Below are 16,649 nucleotides of genomic sequence, written 5' to 3'. Positions count from 1 at the left end.
TGTATAACTCTAAATAACCTATCTCTGATGAAGCAAATGTACGCTTTTCATTATCGGTCTGTATGGCTATGCATGATCGTGTTAGGGTTGGTGTTCCTTTCCAACCTCACAGTTGTGGCCCAGCAAGGGGCCGCTGTCGAAGCAGGTATACTCCGTATTAAAGTCACGGAAGACCTGGCGCAGGCGCTCGAACGGGCGCAGATCCGAAAGAGCTCGGCTAACGTAGTGGTTACGGGTATCCAGTCGCTTGACCGGGCCGCCCTGCAGTTCCGGGCAACGAGTATCAAACGCGTATTCCGCCCCGCCGGTAAGTTTGAAGCCAAACACCGTCGTTATGGCCTGCACCGCTGGTATGAAATACAACTGGATAAATCCGTCTCCGTACAAACCGCGATAGCAGCATATCGCGGCGTCGAGAAGATCGAGTACGCGGAAGCCGTACGCAAGAAGCAGATCATTGGCTCCGACAAGCCTGGCTTCGGTCCCGTGCGTGTAAATCCAAACACGTTGGCGCGGGCTACACTTCCCGGTCCTTCCAACGATCCGCTGCTCGGCAGTCAGTGGCACTACAACAACACCGGCCAGGCAGGAGGCACGCCCGGTTCGGACATTAGCCTGTTCGAAGCCTGGGGAATAGAAACCGGCTCCAGCAATGTGATCGTCGCCGTGACCGACGGTGGCGCGCAGGTGAACCACCCCGACCTGGCAGCCAACATGTGGGTAAACGTAGATGAGATCCCCGGCAACGGGGTCGATGACGATAACAACGGTTACGTAGACGACATCAACGGCTACGGCTTTGGCGATGATACCGGCACGATCGCCCCGAGCGACCACGGTACCCATACCAGCGGTACGATCGCCGCCGTGACCAACAACGGTGTCGGCGTAGCCGGCGTGGCCGGTGGTAGCGGTGTCGGCGATGGCGTCCGTGTCATGAGCCTCGCCGCGTTCGGAGCAACCGCCAACGGCGGTTTTGAAGATACCTATGTATACGGTGCGGACAATGGCGCCGTGATCTCACAGAATAGCTGGGGGTACGTTGATCCCGATGCTTTTGATCAGGTCGTCCTCGACGGGATCGACTATTTTATAGCAGAAGCCGGTCGCGACGAAAACGGCAACCAGGTAGGACCGATGAACGGCGGTATCGTGATCTTTGCCGCTGGCAACGACAACCAGAACCAGAACTGGTACCCTGGATTTTATGCGCCCACACTGGCCGTATCCGGCCTGAACAACCAGGATAAAAAAGCATGGTATACAAACTTCGGCGCATGGGTAGACATAGCCGCCCCGGGCGGTGAAACATTTGTCGACAACGACCCCAAGGGCGTGTTGAGCACTGTCTCCGGCGGAGGCTATGCGTTCTTCCAGGGCACATCCATGGCCTGCCCGCACGTATCGGGCGTGGCAGCGTTGCTGATATCCAGGTTCGGCGGCCCCGGCCTTACGCCGCAGGTCGTACGTCAGCGACTTACACAGTTTGTTGACCCCATCGACCAGCTCAACCCCAACTTCGCCGGCCTGCTCGGCTCCGGTCGTCTGAACGCACTGTCTGCCCTGCAGTTCAGTGATGACGTGGCCCCCGAAGCCATCGACGACCTGGCCGTACAGTCAACCGCGATCACCAGCATAACACTAACGTGGACCGCCCCCGCAGACTCGGGCAATCATGCCGCCACGGCATATGACATCCGTTACGCCACAACGCCCATTACCGAGGCGAACTTCGAGGCGGCAACGGCCGTACCCGATCCCCCGACGCCGGCATTGACCGACAGCACCGAGGTCTTTACAGTAACAGGCCTCCAGCCGGGTACACACTATTACTTTGCCATCAAATCAAAAGACTTCTTTGGTAATACATCGCCGCTCTCCAATGTGGCCGAAGGCACAACCAATCTGCCGCCAGAGATACTCGTTGCGCCCACCGCGTTTACAGTAGACCTGCAAACAGCCGGCACAACAGAACGGACACTGGTTGTCTTTAACCAGGGCCAGGGCCCGCTGGATTTTACCATCGCTCTGCCCGATGCTCCCGGATTTGCATCCGCGGCGCCGTTAGCAGGCTCGGTAGCCCCCGGCGATAGCGCATTTGTTATTGTCGGATTCAACGCCGCGAACTTGCTGACCGGCACCTATCAGGAATCCTTACTGGTACAAAGCAACGATCCCGACGAAAGCACGGTCACGGTAGCGCTTACGCTCAATGTTACGAGCAACGGCGCGCCGATCGCAGCCGTGGAACCTGACAGCGTAGACTTCGGCCCCGTATTCGAAACAGGCTCGGCCCAGCGCACGATACAGATCAGCAACGCAGGCTCCGAACCGTTGACGATCTACGCGATCACATCAGACAACCCCGACTTTACCGTGTCGGCGATCGACACCCTGCTCATCGCACCGTTCCGGTCCAGTACGATAACGATAACCTACGAACCCAGTGGCCTCGGAGCGGCAGCCGGTCAGTTGTCTATCCTGACAAATGATTCCGCACACGCCGAGCTGACCGTATGGCTGTTCGGCGAAGGCGTGGAAGCTCCCGGCATCGCCGTATCGCCAACGTCGCTGAGCGAAACGCTCAATACCGATAAGACCTCGACACAAACGCTCACCATTACCAACACCGGTGCCAGCGACCTCATCTTCTCGGTAGAAGTGACCGGCGGAACCCCCGACACCACCCGCACCGTAAAGACCATCACGCTGCCGGCAAAGTCGGCAAGCCGGTCCGCGGCCGCGCAGAAACAGCGCGCCACCACGCCCGGTAAATATTCACAGCAGGTGATCCTGCGGTCGCGGGCCGTACAGCCGCTGGCCGTATCGAAGAGCGTGCTGATCGTTACACCCGACCTGGATGTCACAGACATGGAAACATTGTTTGACAACTTCCCGGGCGTAGAAGCCGATGTATACCCCGCAGCCGACCTGGCGTCGATCACGCTGGCCGACCTGCAAGGCTACGATGTGGTATTCACAACCAACAACACACAGTGGCTGGCGGCCGGTGGGGTAGAGCCCTCGGTCATCGGTGACCTGCTGGCCGACTATGTCGACGGTGGCGGCCACGTGATCGTAAACCAGTTTGCATACTCCTATGACGCCTGGCAGATGACGGGCCGGTTCATTACCGAAAACTACGGACCGTTCACACCGTCAACAACCGACGAAGTACTGGATGTAACGCTGGGAGACATCCCCGCGCCGGGCCATCCGCTGCTCGCCGGCGTCAGCACGCTGAACTATCTCGGCTATGTGCAGAACGTTGGCCTGACACCCGGCGCCACCGCCGTGGCCTACTGGGACAACGGCGATCTGCTGGTGGCAGCCAACGACAACGTCGTAGCCCTCAACATGCTTCCGACCTATGGTGACGGCAGCGGCATCGGCTGGTCGGGCGACCTGCCGACGCTCTATCAGAACGCCATTGCCTACCTCGTAGGCCCGACGTTCGTAGACGTAACGCCCAAACAAGGTATAGTAGCCCCGGGCGCGCAATTCAACCTGCAAGTGGAGTTCGATGCCACCGATCTGGAAGCCGGTGTATATACCGCGTCGATCAACATCCATACAAATGTACCCGGTCAGGAACTCGTAGCCGTACCGGCAACGCTGACATCTACCGGTCCGGAGTTTACCGTAGACCCGACCTCGTTGGAAGAAGAGCTGGAACGTGAGCAGACCGTTACGCGCACGCTCACGTTGAAGAATAACGGCCCCGACAATCATACCTTCCAGGTAAGCGTCTCCGCCCTGAATGCATCGGCCGAAGTGGTCATACAGAAACCCGGACAGCCCGCCGCCGCAGCGGCCAGGGCAGAAGGGCCCGGCAAAGCAGATAAGCTCAGGCAAGCGGCCATCACAAAACAAGCACCCGACCGCACCGGTACACGCGCCCTGACACTGGGCAGTGCCGTAGCCGCCCGTGCCGCCGTAGAATTGTCCGGGCAAGTATATGCGACCGACTTTGAAAGCTTCACGGTAGGCGATATACACAACCAGCAAGGCTGGCGCGCCCAGTTTGCAAACTGGACCGTCGAAGAAGCCAATCCCTTCAGCGGAGCGAAACACTTCCGCGGTCTGGCCGATGGCATGGGACAATCGTTGTCCATCAGCCCGAACGTAGGCATAGGCACCGAAGAGAAATCGACCGTCACTGCGAAAGTAAGCATCGACGGTGCCGGCACCTCGTGGCAGATCATACCGCAGTCGCCCACCGCGGCGCTGGTAAACACCCGCGTCGAGTTTAGCGCCGACGGTGCGATCTACGCCCTGACAACCAGTGGCTACGTGCAAGCGGCCGCGTCATACCCGACCGGATACTTTGACGTGACCATCGAGGTAGACCGCGACTCTGCATACTTCGATCTATACATCAACGATGCGAAGATCTTTACCGGCCAGGGCTTTACCGGCAACGTAGAAGAAGCGGCGATCCTGTCCTTCATGGAAACCGCCGGCCCCGTAATGGATGTAGATGACCTTCGGATCTTCGACGGCGTAAAAGAAGACGCGCCTACGTTTGTCACTGTATCCCCGGTATCGGGCGTAATTCCCGCGGGCGGTACAGCAACCATCAACGTAACGTTCGCATCCGACAACTTGCCCTACGGCGTACACACTGCCAACATCACGATCGCAGCCGGCGAGTCACGCCTGGTAGTACCCGCGACCCTGACGATCGTCGGTGATCCGGCCATCGAGGTCGACCCGACCGTACTGCAAGCAGTCGTAGATTACAGAGAAGACACCACGCAATACATACACATTGCCAATACCGGCGGCAACCCGCTGGAGTATGGCTTGCAGGTGATCGGCGCCGTGGTAGAAGAAGGCAAGATGCCGGCCGCGGTGAAAGCCACCCGGTTTAAAGACCACGCAACAGACAAGCGTATCGCCGACAAAGCCGCGCGCGATAAACAATCGTCACGTGTCGAAACAAAACAACAGCGGAACAACATCACGTTGCTGGCCGGCACAGCCCTGCTGGAAGAGCACTTCGAAGGTGCCAGCTTCCCGCCGTCAGGCTGGACGGTCGTAGACAATGCCGGTACGGATGTAGTCTGGAAGTTCGCCGCCGACTATGGTGAAGGCAACTATGCCGGCACCGGCGAGGCCGCTACCGTCAGCAGCGACGCCGCCGGCTTCGTGGAGTTCGATACAGAGCTGCTCACGCCGGTCATTACCGTGCCCGGCTACAAAGACATTGCCGTACAATACAATGTCAATTATCAGAACCTGCTGAACCTCGATTTCCTCGACCTGGATATACAAGTAGACGGCGGCGCTTGGACCAATATCTTACATTGGAACGAAGACCATGGCGCACTGCTCGACCTCCCGGGTGAGTTTGTAACCGTATTGCTGGAAGAGTACCTGCAAAATGCTTCTACCTTCCGCCTGCGGTGGCACTATTACGATCCGAATACCGATGACTGGGACTGGTATGCGCAGATCGACGACGTTGTCATCTTACGCGACTCCCGTCCCTGGCTGACTGTGGCACCGGCAGCAGGAACCATCCCGGTAGGAGAGTCCGTAGACGTAGCCGCACACTTTGATGGCACCGCCGCAGGACCTGGCTTCTATGTAGCCGGCATCCTGGTAACGAGCAACGCGCCGTCCGATACACTGACAGGCATCGTTGCATCGCTGACCATACGCGAACCGGCCGACATCTCCGTTACACCGGATTCGCTCTCCCAGGAATTGTATGTAGGCGAAAAAGCCACGCAGACATTGACGATCAGCAACAGCGGCGTCAGCACCCTGCGCTACGCCTTTGGCAACACCCCGCTGCCGGCGCGTACACCGGCCGCCGTGAAAGCGATCACCACAGGCAAAGAAACCTTGTCGTCCCTGGCGGCATCCGCTTCCGACCTGCGGGCGTTGTCACCGGGTGGCCCTGCCGTAAAAGCATCGGTCATTCAATACGCCACGGGCTTTGAAGGCTTCAACATCGGTACGCTGAATGGCCAGGATGGCTGGTTTACGCAACGCGACGTGTGGAATGTCGGTACAGGCAACGCCCATGAAGGCACCAACCACATCCACGCAGAGGCTGACGGCAGCGGCCAGGTATTGGCCTTCCCGCCCGAAGTCGCGATCGGCACGGACCCGATCTCGTCGACGTCGGTGCAGTTGAACTTCGACAACAGCATAGGCACGACCTGGGAAGTGATTCCGCAATCGCCCACCGCTGAATTTGTAAACACACGCTTCCGCGTATTGTCCGATGGTAGCGCCTACGCATTGGTAAGCGACGGCGCCGGCAACGGCTCGTTCCAACCCGTGGCCACCACGCTGCCGTCAGGATACTTTGAGCTGCGCATCGACATAGAACGGGCAACCAACAACTTTACCATCTACATCGACGGTACCGAGGTATTCTCCGGCCTGGGCTTCGCCGGCAACATCGAGCAGGTGGTATTGCTCTCGCTTGCCGAGACCACCGGCACAACGTGGGATGTCGACGACATCGCGATCTTCGACGGCCCCGCCGAAGCACCTTGGCTCACAACCTCACCGGCCTCGGGCACCGTGCCGCCGGGCGGCAGCGCCGTCGTAACGGTAACATTTAATGCCGAAGACGTCACCGCCGGTATCTACCGCGACAGCCTGCGGCTGACCAGCAACGACCCCGACAATTCGCCGATCTTTATCCCGGTTGAGCTGACGGTACTCCACAATGTACCGCCGGTACTGGCTCCGATCGATACCGCCGTGGTCGCCACGCTGACCTCGCAAGACGTGACCTTCACCGCCACCGACGAAGACGACTCGGTCGTAACGGTACAGCTGCTCGACGCTCCTTCCTTCGTAACATGGAAAAGCTCGGGTAACGGCACCGCCACCTATACCATCAGTCCGGCCGCCGGACAGGAGGGTGAGTATAGCCTGTGGGTACGGGCGACGGACGCCCGCGGCGCAAGCGACTCGGCCATCTTCCACTTGTCGGTCGTATCATACGGCGTGCAAAGCTTCAGCGTGATCAACACCCGCACCGGTCAGGTAGTAACGACCTTCACCGACAGCCTGTGGTTGGATGCATCGCGGCCGGAGTTTAAGCTCTATGCCCTGCGGGCCAACACCAACCCGGCCACGGTGGGCAGCGTACGCTTCTGGGACAACGATGTCACCAACCAATACAAGTTGGACAACACCGCACCGTATGACCTCTACCCGCTGATCTTCTACCTCGACGGCCAGGAGCACAGCATCAAGGCGCGCGCCTACACACGCAGCGGAGGCCGTGGTTATGCCAGCCCCGTGAAGGAAGTGTTCCTCCACCTGCACAACCCGACCAACGTGACCGACTTCGACGTGGTAAAGAACAACGGTCCCAAAGTATCCAACCTGGTTGACGGTGGCGTGATCGACATCAGCCGACCACGGTTTCAAGGGATCAACATCCGTGCAAACTTCAGCGGTCCGCTGCCGCGCAGTATCGTGTTCCGGTTGAACGGTGCGTTCTTCCGCGTAGACAATGCTGAGCCGTTCGTCATGAATGGCAACTATAATGGCAACGGTATCGACGTACCCTGGCCGGCAACACCAGGCGAGTATACGCTGACGGCAACCGCGTACACCAACTGGAATGGCCTGGGCGTAGAAGGGGAGTCTATTACGGTTCACTTCACCGTCATCAATGGTGTCGCAACGGCCAGCGCTGGTGCGCGGGGTGCATCGCCGGAAAGCGTAGCGATTGTCGAAGAGACAAGCGCCGCGGGCAAATGGTCGGTATACCCGGTACCGGTAGAAGACGTACTGCACATCAGCCTGCCTGCCGAGATCCAGGGGCCTGTTGGACTTTCGATCCTCGATCCGCGTGGAGTGGCACAGTTCCACGAGCAAGGTGCCGCGGACAAGTTCCGTGACTATAGCATCAGCACCGGCAAGCTGGGCCTGACAACAGGAGTATACTTTATACAGATCCAGTATGGTCCCGGAAAACGTGAGATCCGGAAATTCCTGAAACAATAACCGATAACCGCAATAACCGTTAGCTTCAAAAGTGGAAGCCGCTCAACCAGGAGCGCTTCCACTTTTCTTTTTCCCCCGGGATAACCCTTTTCTGATAAATCCGCACTTTTCCGGTGATTCGTTACCGATATTTCACAATCCTTTTAACTTTGTGCCGACAAAAACCACTATATGCTATTGGATTTTGAAAAGCCGATCGCTGCTTTGGAGGCGAAATTGGGGGACATGCAGAGCTTAGCCAGCGACAGCGACAAGGAAGTACAAGCAGCTGTGAAAGCACTCGAAAAAAAGATCATCGACCTGAAGAAAGAAACCTTCGAAAACTTGACAGGTTGGCAACGGGTACAGCTTTCCCGGCATCCGGATCGCCCGTACACCTTGGATTATATCTATGAGATCACATCTGATTTTATCGAAATTCACGGCGACCGCACCGTAGCCGACGACAAGGCCATGGTAGGTGGCTTCGGTACCATTGAGGGACAGGCCTTTATGCTGATCGGTCAGCAAAAAGGCCGGAATACCAAGCAACGCCAGCTGCGTAACTTCGGTATGGCAAATCCCGAAGGCTACCGCAAAGCACTCCGCCTCATGAAAATGGCCGAGAAGTTCAACAAGCCCATCGTCACCTTTATCGATACCCCCGGCGCCTTTCCCGGCCTGGAGGCAGAAGAGCGTGGTCAGGGCGAAGCGATCGCCCGCAACCTCAAAGAGATGTTTGGCCTGAAAGTGCCCGTGATCTGTATCGTCATCGGCGAAGGTGCTTCCGGGGGTGCGCTGGGCATCGGTATCGGCGACCGCGTACTGATGTTGGAAAACTCCTGGTACTCAGTGATTTCTCCCGAAAACTGCTCCACCATTCTGTGGCGCAGCTGGGACTACAAAGAGCAGGCTGCCGAGCTCCTGAAACTCACTGCCAAAGACATGTCGACGCTCAAGCTGGTAGACGGTATCATCCGCGAGCCCCTGGGCGGCGCCCATACCGACGTAAAATGGATGGCCGACGAAGTAAAACGGGTAATCCTCGAAACGACGGCCGAGCTTCAAAAGATCAGCCCCGAAGCACGCGTGGAGCAACGCATTGATAAGTTCTGTTCGATGGGGGTTGTCCGCGAATAGCCAGGCATGAGGCTCCATGTGATCAACACCGGTTTCTTTAAACTCGATGGCGGCGCCATGTTTGGCGTCGTGCCCAAGAGCCTCTGGCAAAAGACCAATCCCGCAGACGAAAACAACCTGTGTACCTGGGCCATGCGTTGCCTGTTGATCGAAGATGGCAACAAGCTGATCCTCATCGACAACGGCATCGGCACCAAGCAGGACGAAAAATTCTTTAGTCACTACCACCTGCACGGCGGCGACTCGCTCATCGGCTCGCTGCAAAAAGCAGGCTTTACAGAAAGCGACGTAACCGATATGTTCCTGACGCACCTGCACTTCGACCACTGCGGTGGCGGCGTGCGGTACGAGAATGCCAGGCTGGAGCTGACGTTCAGGAACGCAACGTATTGGTCGAACGCCGATCACTGGACGTGGGCCACCCGTCCCAATCCGCGCGAAAAAGCAAGCTTCATCCGCGAGAACATCGAGCCGATGCAGCAAAGCGGCCATCTGAAGTTTGTAGAGTCCGCAGCCACTCTTCCGCAGTTCGATATCCTGTTCGTCTCCGGCCATACCGACAAAATGATGATCCCCAGGATCCGGTATAAAGGCAAGACATTGGTGTATATGGCAGACTTGCTTCCGTCCGTCGGCCACATACCGTTGCCCTATGTCATGGGCTATGACACACGGCCGTTGCTGACGATGGAAGAAAAAGACGCGTTCTTAAACGAAGCCGCCGACCACGGCTATATACTTTTTTTAGAGCACGATCCCCTGCACGAATGTTGTACAGTAAAACGTACCGAGAAGGGCGTGCGGGTAGATCAGACATTTTCGCTGGCGGACATCCGCTAAAACAATTTCAGCATGAAGATCGGAGTAGTTCTTTCCGGGGGAGGCGCCAGAGGCATTTCTCACATCGGTGTATTGAAGGCATTGGAAGAAATGGGCGTAGAGGTCAGCTGCGTGGCCGGCACCAGCGCCGGCTCGATCGTGGGCGCGCTCTATGCCTACGGCTATTCGCCCGATAAGATCCTCGAAACCGTGTTGGCGACAAGCTTCTTTCGCTCGATACGGCCGGCCTGGACGATGACCGGGCTCCTGAACCTCGAAGGGCTGAGCACGATACTCCAGAAATTTATACCCGAAAATACCTTCGAAGCATTGAAGCTGCCGCTCGTCATCGCAGCCACCGACATCCGCCGCGGAAGCGCCGACTACTTCCGTTCCGGCGAGCTGATCCCCGCCATCCTCGCATCGTGTTGTGTACCGGCCGTATTCAACCCCGTACACATACAGGGCAAGACCTATGTCGACGGCGGGTTGGTGGATAACATGCCGGCCGCGCAGATCCGCAAGGAATGCGACCTGTTGATCGGCTCGCACTGCAATCACATCGGCACCGAGTTCGACGCAAAGAACTTCCGCAACGTGATCGAGCGCAGCTTGCTGATCGCGATCAACGGCAATACAACCGAAAGCAAAGGACTGTGTGATATACTGATCGAGCCGCCCGAAGTAGGAAAGGTGAGTGGTTTTGAGTTGGGACGGGCGCGCGAGCTGTTTACCATCGGGTACGAGTTTACCCGGGAGCATTTCACGGCAGCCGACTTCCAACAGAAAAAAGCCATATGACCACACGTTCCTTCCAGGAGCAGATACGCGAAGGCATTCCCGCGATACTGCCGCCGGCAAAAGCGTATGACCCCACCGTGAGCCATGCGCCCCGGCGGAAAGATATACTCACACCGGCCGAGAAAAAGCTGGCCGTGCAAAATGCCCTGCGGTATTTTCATCCACGGCACCACGCCGTGCTGGCGCCGGAATTTTACCAGGAGCTGATCACCTACGGACGAATTTACATGTATCGCTTTCGTCCCGACTACGACATGTATGCCCGGCCGCTGCACGAATATCCGGCGCAGTCCCGGCAGGCCGCCGCCATCATGCTCATGATCCAGAATAACCTGGACCCCGCCGTCGCCCAGCATCCGCACGAGCTGATCACCTACGGAGGCAACGGGGCGGTATTTCAGAATTGGGCCCAATACCGGCTCACGATGCAATACCTGTCGACGATCACCGACGAGCAGACGCTGCACATGTACTCCGGCCACCCCATGGGACTGTTCCCCTCGTCGCCCGAAGCACCCCGCGTAGTGATCACCAACGGCATGATGATCCCCAACTACTCCCGGCAGGATGATTGGGAGCGATTTAATGCCCTGGGCGTAACACAATACGGACAGATGACCGCCGGGTCCTATATGTACATCGGCCCGCAGGGCATTGTACACGGCACAACGATCACCATACTCAACGCCGGCCGTATGATCAGCCGGGCAGGAGAGGGGCTGGCCGGTAAGCTGTTTGTCACCTCCGGCCTCGGCGGCATGAGCGGCGCACAACCCAAAGCAGGCAACATCGCCGGATGCATCTCCGTAGTGGCGGAAGTGAACCGTAAGGCGACAGAAAAGCGCCACGCCCAAGGATGGGTAGACGAGATCATAGACAACCTTGACGCCTTATGCGCACGTGTACGCACAGCACAAGCAAAGAAAGAGGTTGTATCGATCGCCTATCAGGGTAATATCGTGGACGTATGGGAGACATTCGATCAGGAACAGCTCTACATCGATCTCGGATCGGATCAGACCTCCTTACACAACCCCTGGGCCGGTGGTTATTATCCCGCGGGCATGAGCTTCGAAGACGCCGGCAGGCTCATGACCGAAGATCCTGCGGCATTCCGCGACAGCGTGCAGGAGTCCTTGCGCCGGCATGCCCGGGCGATTCACAAACATACTACGCGCGGCACCTATTTCTTTGACTACGGCAACGCGTTTCTGCTCGAAGCCTCCCGCGCCGGGGCGGATGTCATGGCCACCGACGGTATCAATTTCCGGTATCCTTCGTATGTACAAGACATAATGGGGCCGCTGTGTTTCGACTACGGCTTTGGCCCTTTTCGCTGGGTATGCACCTCCGGCAAAGACGAAGACCTCGCCACCACCGATCGGCTGGCCGCAGAAGTGCTGGAAGCCATGCTACGCGAAGCGCCGTCCGAAATACACCCACAACTTCACGATAACATCCAGTGGATCAGGCAAGCCCAACAGAATAAACTGGTCGTGGGATCCAGGGCACGTATACTCTACGCCGACGCCGCCGGCCGCATAGCCCTGGCACTGGCCTTCAACAACGCCATTCGTGTAGGACACATCGGCCCGGTAGTGTTAGGGCGCGATCATCACGATGTGTCGGGAACGGACAGTCCCTACCGGGAAACGTCCAATATATACGATGGCTCACGCTTTACCGCCGATATGGCCGTACACAACGTGATCGGCGATTCCTTTCGCGGCGCCACCTGGGTATCCATCCACAACGGTGGCGGCGTGGGATGGGGCGAAGTGATCAACGGCGGCTTTGGCATGCTGCTCGACGGCAGTATAGAGGCAGAACGCCGGCTGCGGTCCATGTTATTCTTTGATGTCAACAATGGTATAGCCCGTCGGGCCTGGGCCGGTAATAAGCATGCAATCACGTCCATCAACCGGATAGATCAACAGGGCAATGCCTTGCAGGTAACGCTCCCGCATGCGGTGGATCCCGAATTGCTCCGCTTGTTGCAATAACGTTTTTTGGCACGGTTTTCGGTGTTAGAGCGTACATCTATACTATAGATTGACGGTCTAACCACTGAGAAAAAAATGAAAAGACTTTTACCGCTTTGCGCCTTGGCGCTGGCCGCCGGTTATGTACAAGCACAGACAAGTGCAGGTTTAACCTCGGAGCATCACTGACTCCTTACCTAGGCTTCCGCTATTGTAGGGGGCAGTAACCGGCGTCCCCATCATTATGGGGGAGGCCATTCACAACGGTGCAGGTGTGGTAAATTTTTGCTATAAATCACCGCGTTGCATAACGGTCGCCCTTGGGGTCATAAGCACACAATATTCTCGATCAACCGACGGCGAGGGGAGACGAATGGACTACGTTTGACACTTCCAGGAGGGAGATCTGAGCTAAATAAGGTACTCAACAGTAACCAATACGAATGGTTTTCGTATAGTTGGGATAATAAATTTATACATCTAAACAACAAAAAACACGTATGAAAAAACTCTTCGCGATTTGCATTTTTGCCGCAGGCATAACAGGCTATGCACAAGCACAGACAACAGCGGGTAACATGTTACTCGGCGGTGGTATCGGGTATAATTCACAAAAACAAGAGACCGGGGGCGACGATGCAACAAACAACACATTTTCGTTCACACCATCCTTCGGCTATTTCGTTGCCGATGATTTCGCCGTTGGTCTTAACCTTGAATTTTCCAGCAGCAACCGGGAGAATTGGGATGATTTCGGCGGCGAATACAAGGTGACTGAATTTTTGTTCGAACCCTTCGCGCGTTATTATATGTTCACACCGAACGAAAAGTTCGCCTTCTTCGCCGAAGGTGCGCTTGGCTTTGGCTCACAGAAAGTTGACCCGGACGGCGGCGACGAGCTGAAAGCGAGCATGTTCCGTTTCCGCGTGTCGCCCGGCTTCGCATACTTCATTAGCGACAAGTGGTCACTCGACTTCCAGTTAAGTGGAATCTCGTACACATCTTACGATCCTAATACCGATTCTGATTTTGATGACGACAAGCAATCAGAGTTCGTGTTCGGTGTTGATTCGTTCAACCCGAGCCTCGGTTTCCGCTATGTCATTGGTAACTAGTGAATTATTACGCAATAAGAAAGCCTCTCCCTCGGGAGAGGTTTTTTAGTGTATAAGGCACTATCTTTGTTGTGGAAAGACTTGTTCAACCAACTGATTATGAAAAAAATCATCATTACTTCATTCTTCCTGCTGGCAACGATGTACACTTTTGCACAGGCACAGCTGGCCATCGGTATTAAGGCCGGTCCTAACTTTGCGAAGCTCGACGGTACAAGCCCACAAGGAACATTTGAGAACCGTACCGGCTATCATTTCGGCGCCTTCGGCTTGATCAAACTGACCAAGATCGGTATCCAACCCGAGATCCTGTTTTCACAACAGGGCAGTAAGATTAAAACGAACACCGGCGATTTTGATGCGAACTTCAGCTACATCAACATTCCCGTCATTGTGAAACTGTATACCATCGCCGGTATAAACCTGCAGGCAGGTCCGCAGTTCGGCTTCTTGTCGCGCGCCGAGATCGAAGATCAGGATGTTAAAGACGCCGTAAAAAGCTCCGACGTGAGCCTCGCGTTGGGTGCCGGTTGGGACCTTCCCTTCGGCTTGACACTGGACGCGCGGTATAACCTCGGCTTAAGCAAGATCGATGACGATGATCCTAACCTGAGCAAGATCAAGAACCAGGTATGGCAAGTCTCCGTGGGCTATAAGCTTATCAAGCTGGGTAAGTAGTCTATAGAAAGTATCGACATGATAGGGCCTTTCCGTTGTACGGAGAGGCTTTTTTTGTGGACTGTGAATTTGTTGTATAAACAGGAATCGTCGATTAAATAGATGTTCAAACGTTTGCATTAATGCCCGGTTCTATGGAAATTCGACTATTATTTTTTAAACCATAAAATTCCTTTATGAAAAAACTATTCTTTACGGTTGCGGCAGTGGCATTTAGCACTGCGACACTTTTTGCTCAGCTCAGCGTAGGTGCAAAGGCAGGTGTGAACTTGTCCAATGTAAACGGTGATGTGGAAGACACGGATATGAAGGTAGGCTTTCACGTGGGTGGTTACGTAAACGTCGCATTCTCGGACGCCTTATCGCTCCAACCGGAATTGTTGTTCAATTCTGTCGGATATAAATATACCGACATGGATGGGCTGGACGAGGCAGATGTTACGACCAACTTAAATTACATCTCAATCCCCGTAAGCTTGATGTATTCTTTCGGTCCGGCCAACATACACGTAGGCCCGCAGTTGGGATTTCTGATGAGTGCCAAAACAAAGTCGGATGTAGATGAGCTCGATGGCGAAGATGTCAAGGACGGCTTGAAAAGCACCGACCTGGGTTTCAACGTCGGCGCTGGTGTGAACTTCGGCAAGTTAAATGCTACGGCACGTTACACGATCGGCCTCAGCAATATTGCTGATGATGACGACTTCGACGTTAAGAACGGTGTGATCCAACTGTCCCTGGGCTACAAGCTCTTCGGTGGCGAGTAGTAACCGCATTGTAGGAGGATTAAAAGGATTAAAATAAAAAGACCGCCTCCCGGGGCGGTCTTTCGTTTTATCAGGAGCGTGTACTTGCTACTGTACAGTAATGAGATAGTAGTTCTTCTTCCCCTTTTGCGCGATCAGGTATTTATTCTGAAGCAGATCGAACGAAGCCTTTTGATTGGGATCCGTCAATTTCACCTTGTTGATGCTCACGCCACCCGCCTGGATCATCTTGCGGGCCTCACCTTTCGATGGGAACACCAGGCTTCCCGTGGCAACCGACAGCAGATCGGTAACCGTAGCCGTGGCGTCGTAGTCCGTACGGCTGATGCTTGTCTGCGGTACACCCTCGAAGAGCGACAGCAACATGCCCTCATCCAGACCCTGTAGATCTTCCGTGGTAGAGTTACCAAACAGTACGTTAGACGCCTGAATGGCTTTTGTATACTCGGCCTCCGAGTGTACCCGGATCGTGATATCCTGCGCCAATGCTTTCTGCAGCTTACGCTCTTGTGGCGCCTGGTCGTGCTCGGCGATCAACGCCTCGATCTCCTGCCGCTCTTTCAGGGTAAAGATGCGAATGAAGTTCTTGGCATCTTCATCCGACACATTCAGCCAGTACTGGTAGAACTTGTAAGGCGAAGTCTTCGCCGGATCGAGCCACACGTTACCGCCTTCACTCTTGCCGAACTTGGTGCCGTCGGCCTTCGTGATGAGCTTGGTCGTCATGGCAAATGCGTTACCATCCGACTTACGACGGATCAGCTCCGTGCCGGTCACGATATTGCCCCACTGATCGGAGCCGCCCATCTGGATCTTGCAATTCTTATTATCGTACAGCCACAGGAAGTCATAGCCCTGCACGAGCTGGTACGTAAACTCGGTAAACGACAATCCGTTCTCGCCCTCCAGGCGTTTCTTCACGGAGTCTTTCGCCATCATGTAGTTGACGGTGATGTGCTTACCCACGTCGCGGATAAAGTCCAGGAAACGGAACTCCTTAAACCAGTCGTAGTTATTGACCATTTCGGCACCGCTGGCGCCGCCGGTAAAGTCCAGGAACTTCTCGAGCTGTTTGCGTACGCAGTCTACGTTATGACGCAGCACGTCCTCCGAAAGGAGATTGCGCTCGGCCGATTTGCCGGAAGGGTCACCCACCATGCCTGTCGCCCCGCCTACCAGGGCCACGGGTTTATGCCCGCACCGCTGAAAGTGCACCAACGTCATGATCTGCACCAGGTGCCCGATGTGGAGGGAGTCGGCCGTGGGGTCAAAGCCGATGTAGCCGGCCGTAACTTCTTTGTTGAGCTGCTCTTCCGTGCCCGGCATCACGTCGTGTACCATGCCGCGCCAGCGAAGCTCTTCTACAAAATTCTTCATCACCA

General features: G+C 55.9%; 9 protein-coding genes. 8 read left to right on the top strand and 1 reads right to left on the bottom strand.

Going from position 1 to position 16,649, the window contains the following annotated elements:
• Positions 1 to 27 precede the first annotated feature (27 nt).
• The 8 genes from KK078_RS08335 (at position 28) to KK078_RS08300 (ending at position 15,267) form a co-directional block, all read left to right on the top strand.
• Entirely contained in the window at positions 28 to 7,986 is a 7,959-nt protein-coding gene (locus tag KK078_RS08335) for an Ig-like domain-containing protein (RefSeq protein ID WP_254089797.1), read from the top strand.
• A 171-nt stretch (positions 7,987 to 8,157) separates the two neighbouring features.
• Positions 8,158 to 9,105 carry an acetyl-CoA carboxylase carboxyltransferase subunit alpha gene (locus tag KK078_RS08330; protein ID WP_254089796.1) on the top strand — a complete coding sequence of 316 codons (948 nt, stop codon included), beginning with the start codon at positions 8,158 to 8,160 and terminating at the stop codon, positions 9,103 to 9,105.
• Positions 9,106 to 9,111: 6 nt separating this feature from the next.
• On the top strand, positions 9,112 to 9,945 hold the full coding sequence (locus KK078_RS08325) for an MBL fold metallo-hydrolase (RefSeq protein WP_254089795.1): 834 nt from the start codon (positions 9,112 to 9,114) through the stop codon (positions 9,943 to 9,945).
• Between the two features lie 12 nt (positions 9,946 to 9,957).
• Complete coding sequence (locus KK078_RS08320) at positions 9,958 to 10,725, top strand: patatin-like phospholipase family protein (RefSeq protein WP_254089794.1); 768 nt, start codon at positions 9,958 to 9,960, stop codon at positions 10,723 to 10,725.
• Positions 10,722 to 12,728: a urocanate hydratase gene (locus KK078_RS08315; protein WP_254089793.1), complete on the top strand. Its 2,007-nt coding sequence runs from the start codon at positions 10,722 to 10,724 to the stop codon at positions 12,726 to 12,728. Before KK078_RS08320 ends, KK078_RS08315 begins: the two co-directional genes overlap by 4 nt.
• 479 nt (positions 12,729 to 13,207) lie before the next feature.
• Positions 13,208 to 13,822: an outer membrane beta-barrel protein gene (locus KK078_RS08310; protein ID WP_254089792.1), complete on the top strand. Its 615-nt coding sequence runs from the start codon at positions 13,208 to 13,210 to the stop codon at positions 13,820 to 13,822.
• Between the two features lie 99 nt (positions 13,823 to 13,921).
• Positions 13,922 to 14,500 carry a porin family protein gene (locus KK078_RS08305; protein WP_254089791.1) on the top strand — a complete coding sequence of 193 codons (579 nt, stop codon included), beginning with the start codon at positions 13,922 to 13,924 and terminating at the stop codon, positions 14,498 to 14,500.
• Positions 14,501 to 14,676: 176 nt separating this feature from the next.
• A complete protein-coding gene (locus tag KK078_RS08300; protein ID WP_254089790.1) occupies positions 14,677 to 15,267 on the top strand; it encodes a porin family protein in 591 nt (196 codons plus the stop codon).
• A gap of 87 nt (positions 15,268 to 15,354) precedes the next feature.
• Here KK078_RS08300 and tyrS read toward each other — a convergent pair whose 3' ends face one another.
• The gene (gene tyrS, locus KK078_RS08295) at positions 15,355 to 16,644 is read right to left on the bottom strand and encodes a tyrosine--tRNA ligase (protein WP_254089789.1); all 1,290 of its coding nucleotides are present in this window, start codon (positions 16,642 to 16,644) and stop codon (positions 15,355 to 15,357) included.
• Positions 16,645 to 16,649 lie beyond the last annotated feature (5 nt).

This window comes from Dawidia soli, from assembly GCF_018598185.1.
Taxonomy (GTDB): domain Bacteria; phylum Bacteroidota; class Bacteroidia; order Cytophagales; family Cyclobacteriaceae; genus Ohtaekwangia; species Ohtaekwangia soli.
Note: the sequence above shows the minus strand (reverse complement) of the source record. Positions and strands in the feature narration are given on the sequence as shown.

Bases quoted from the DNA above. Each gene is read 5' to 3' on its own strand.
- KK078_RS08310 (WP_254089792.1), top strand. From the start codon at position 13,208: ATGAAAAAACTCTTCGCGATTTGCATTTTTGCCGCAGGCATAACAGGC.
- KK078_RS08335 (WP_254089797.1), top strand. From the start codon at position 28: ATGAAGCAAATGTACGCTTTTCATTATCGGTCTGTATGGCTATGCATG.
- KK078_RS08320 (WP_254089794.1), top strand. From the start codon at position 9,958: ATGAAGATCGGAGTAGTTCTTTCCGGGGGAGGCGCCAGAGGCATTTCT.
- KK078_RS08305 (WP_254089791.1), top strand. From the start codon at position 13,922: ATGAAAAAAATCATCATTACTTCATTCTTCCTGCTGGCAACGATGTAC.
- KK078_RS08315 (WP_254089793.1), top strand. From the start codon at position 10,722: ATGACCACACGTTCCTTCCAGGAGCAGATACGCGAAGGCATTCCCGCG.
- tyrS (WP_254089789.1), bottom strand. From the start codon at position 16,644: ATGAAGAATTTTGTAGAAGAGCTTCGCTGGCGCGGCATGGTACACGAC.
- KK078_RS08300 (WP_254089790.1), top strand. From the start codon at position 14,677: ATGAAAAAACTATTCTTTACGGTTGCGGCAGTGGCATTTAGCACTGCG.
- KK078_RS08330 (WP_254089796.1), top strand. From the start codon at position 8,158: ATGCTATTGGATTTTGAAAAGCCGATCGCTGCTTTGGAGGCGAAATTG.
- KK078_RS08325 (WP_254089795.1), top strand. From the start codon at position 9,112: ATGAGGCTCCATGTGATCAACACCGGTTTCTTTAAACTCGATGGCGGC.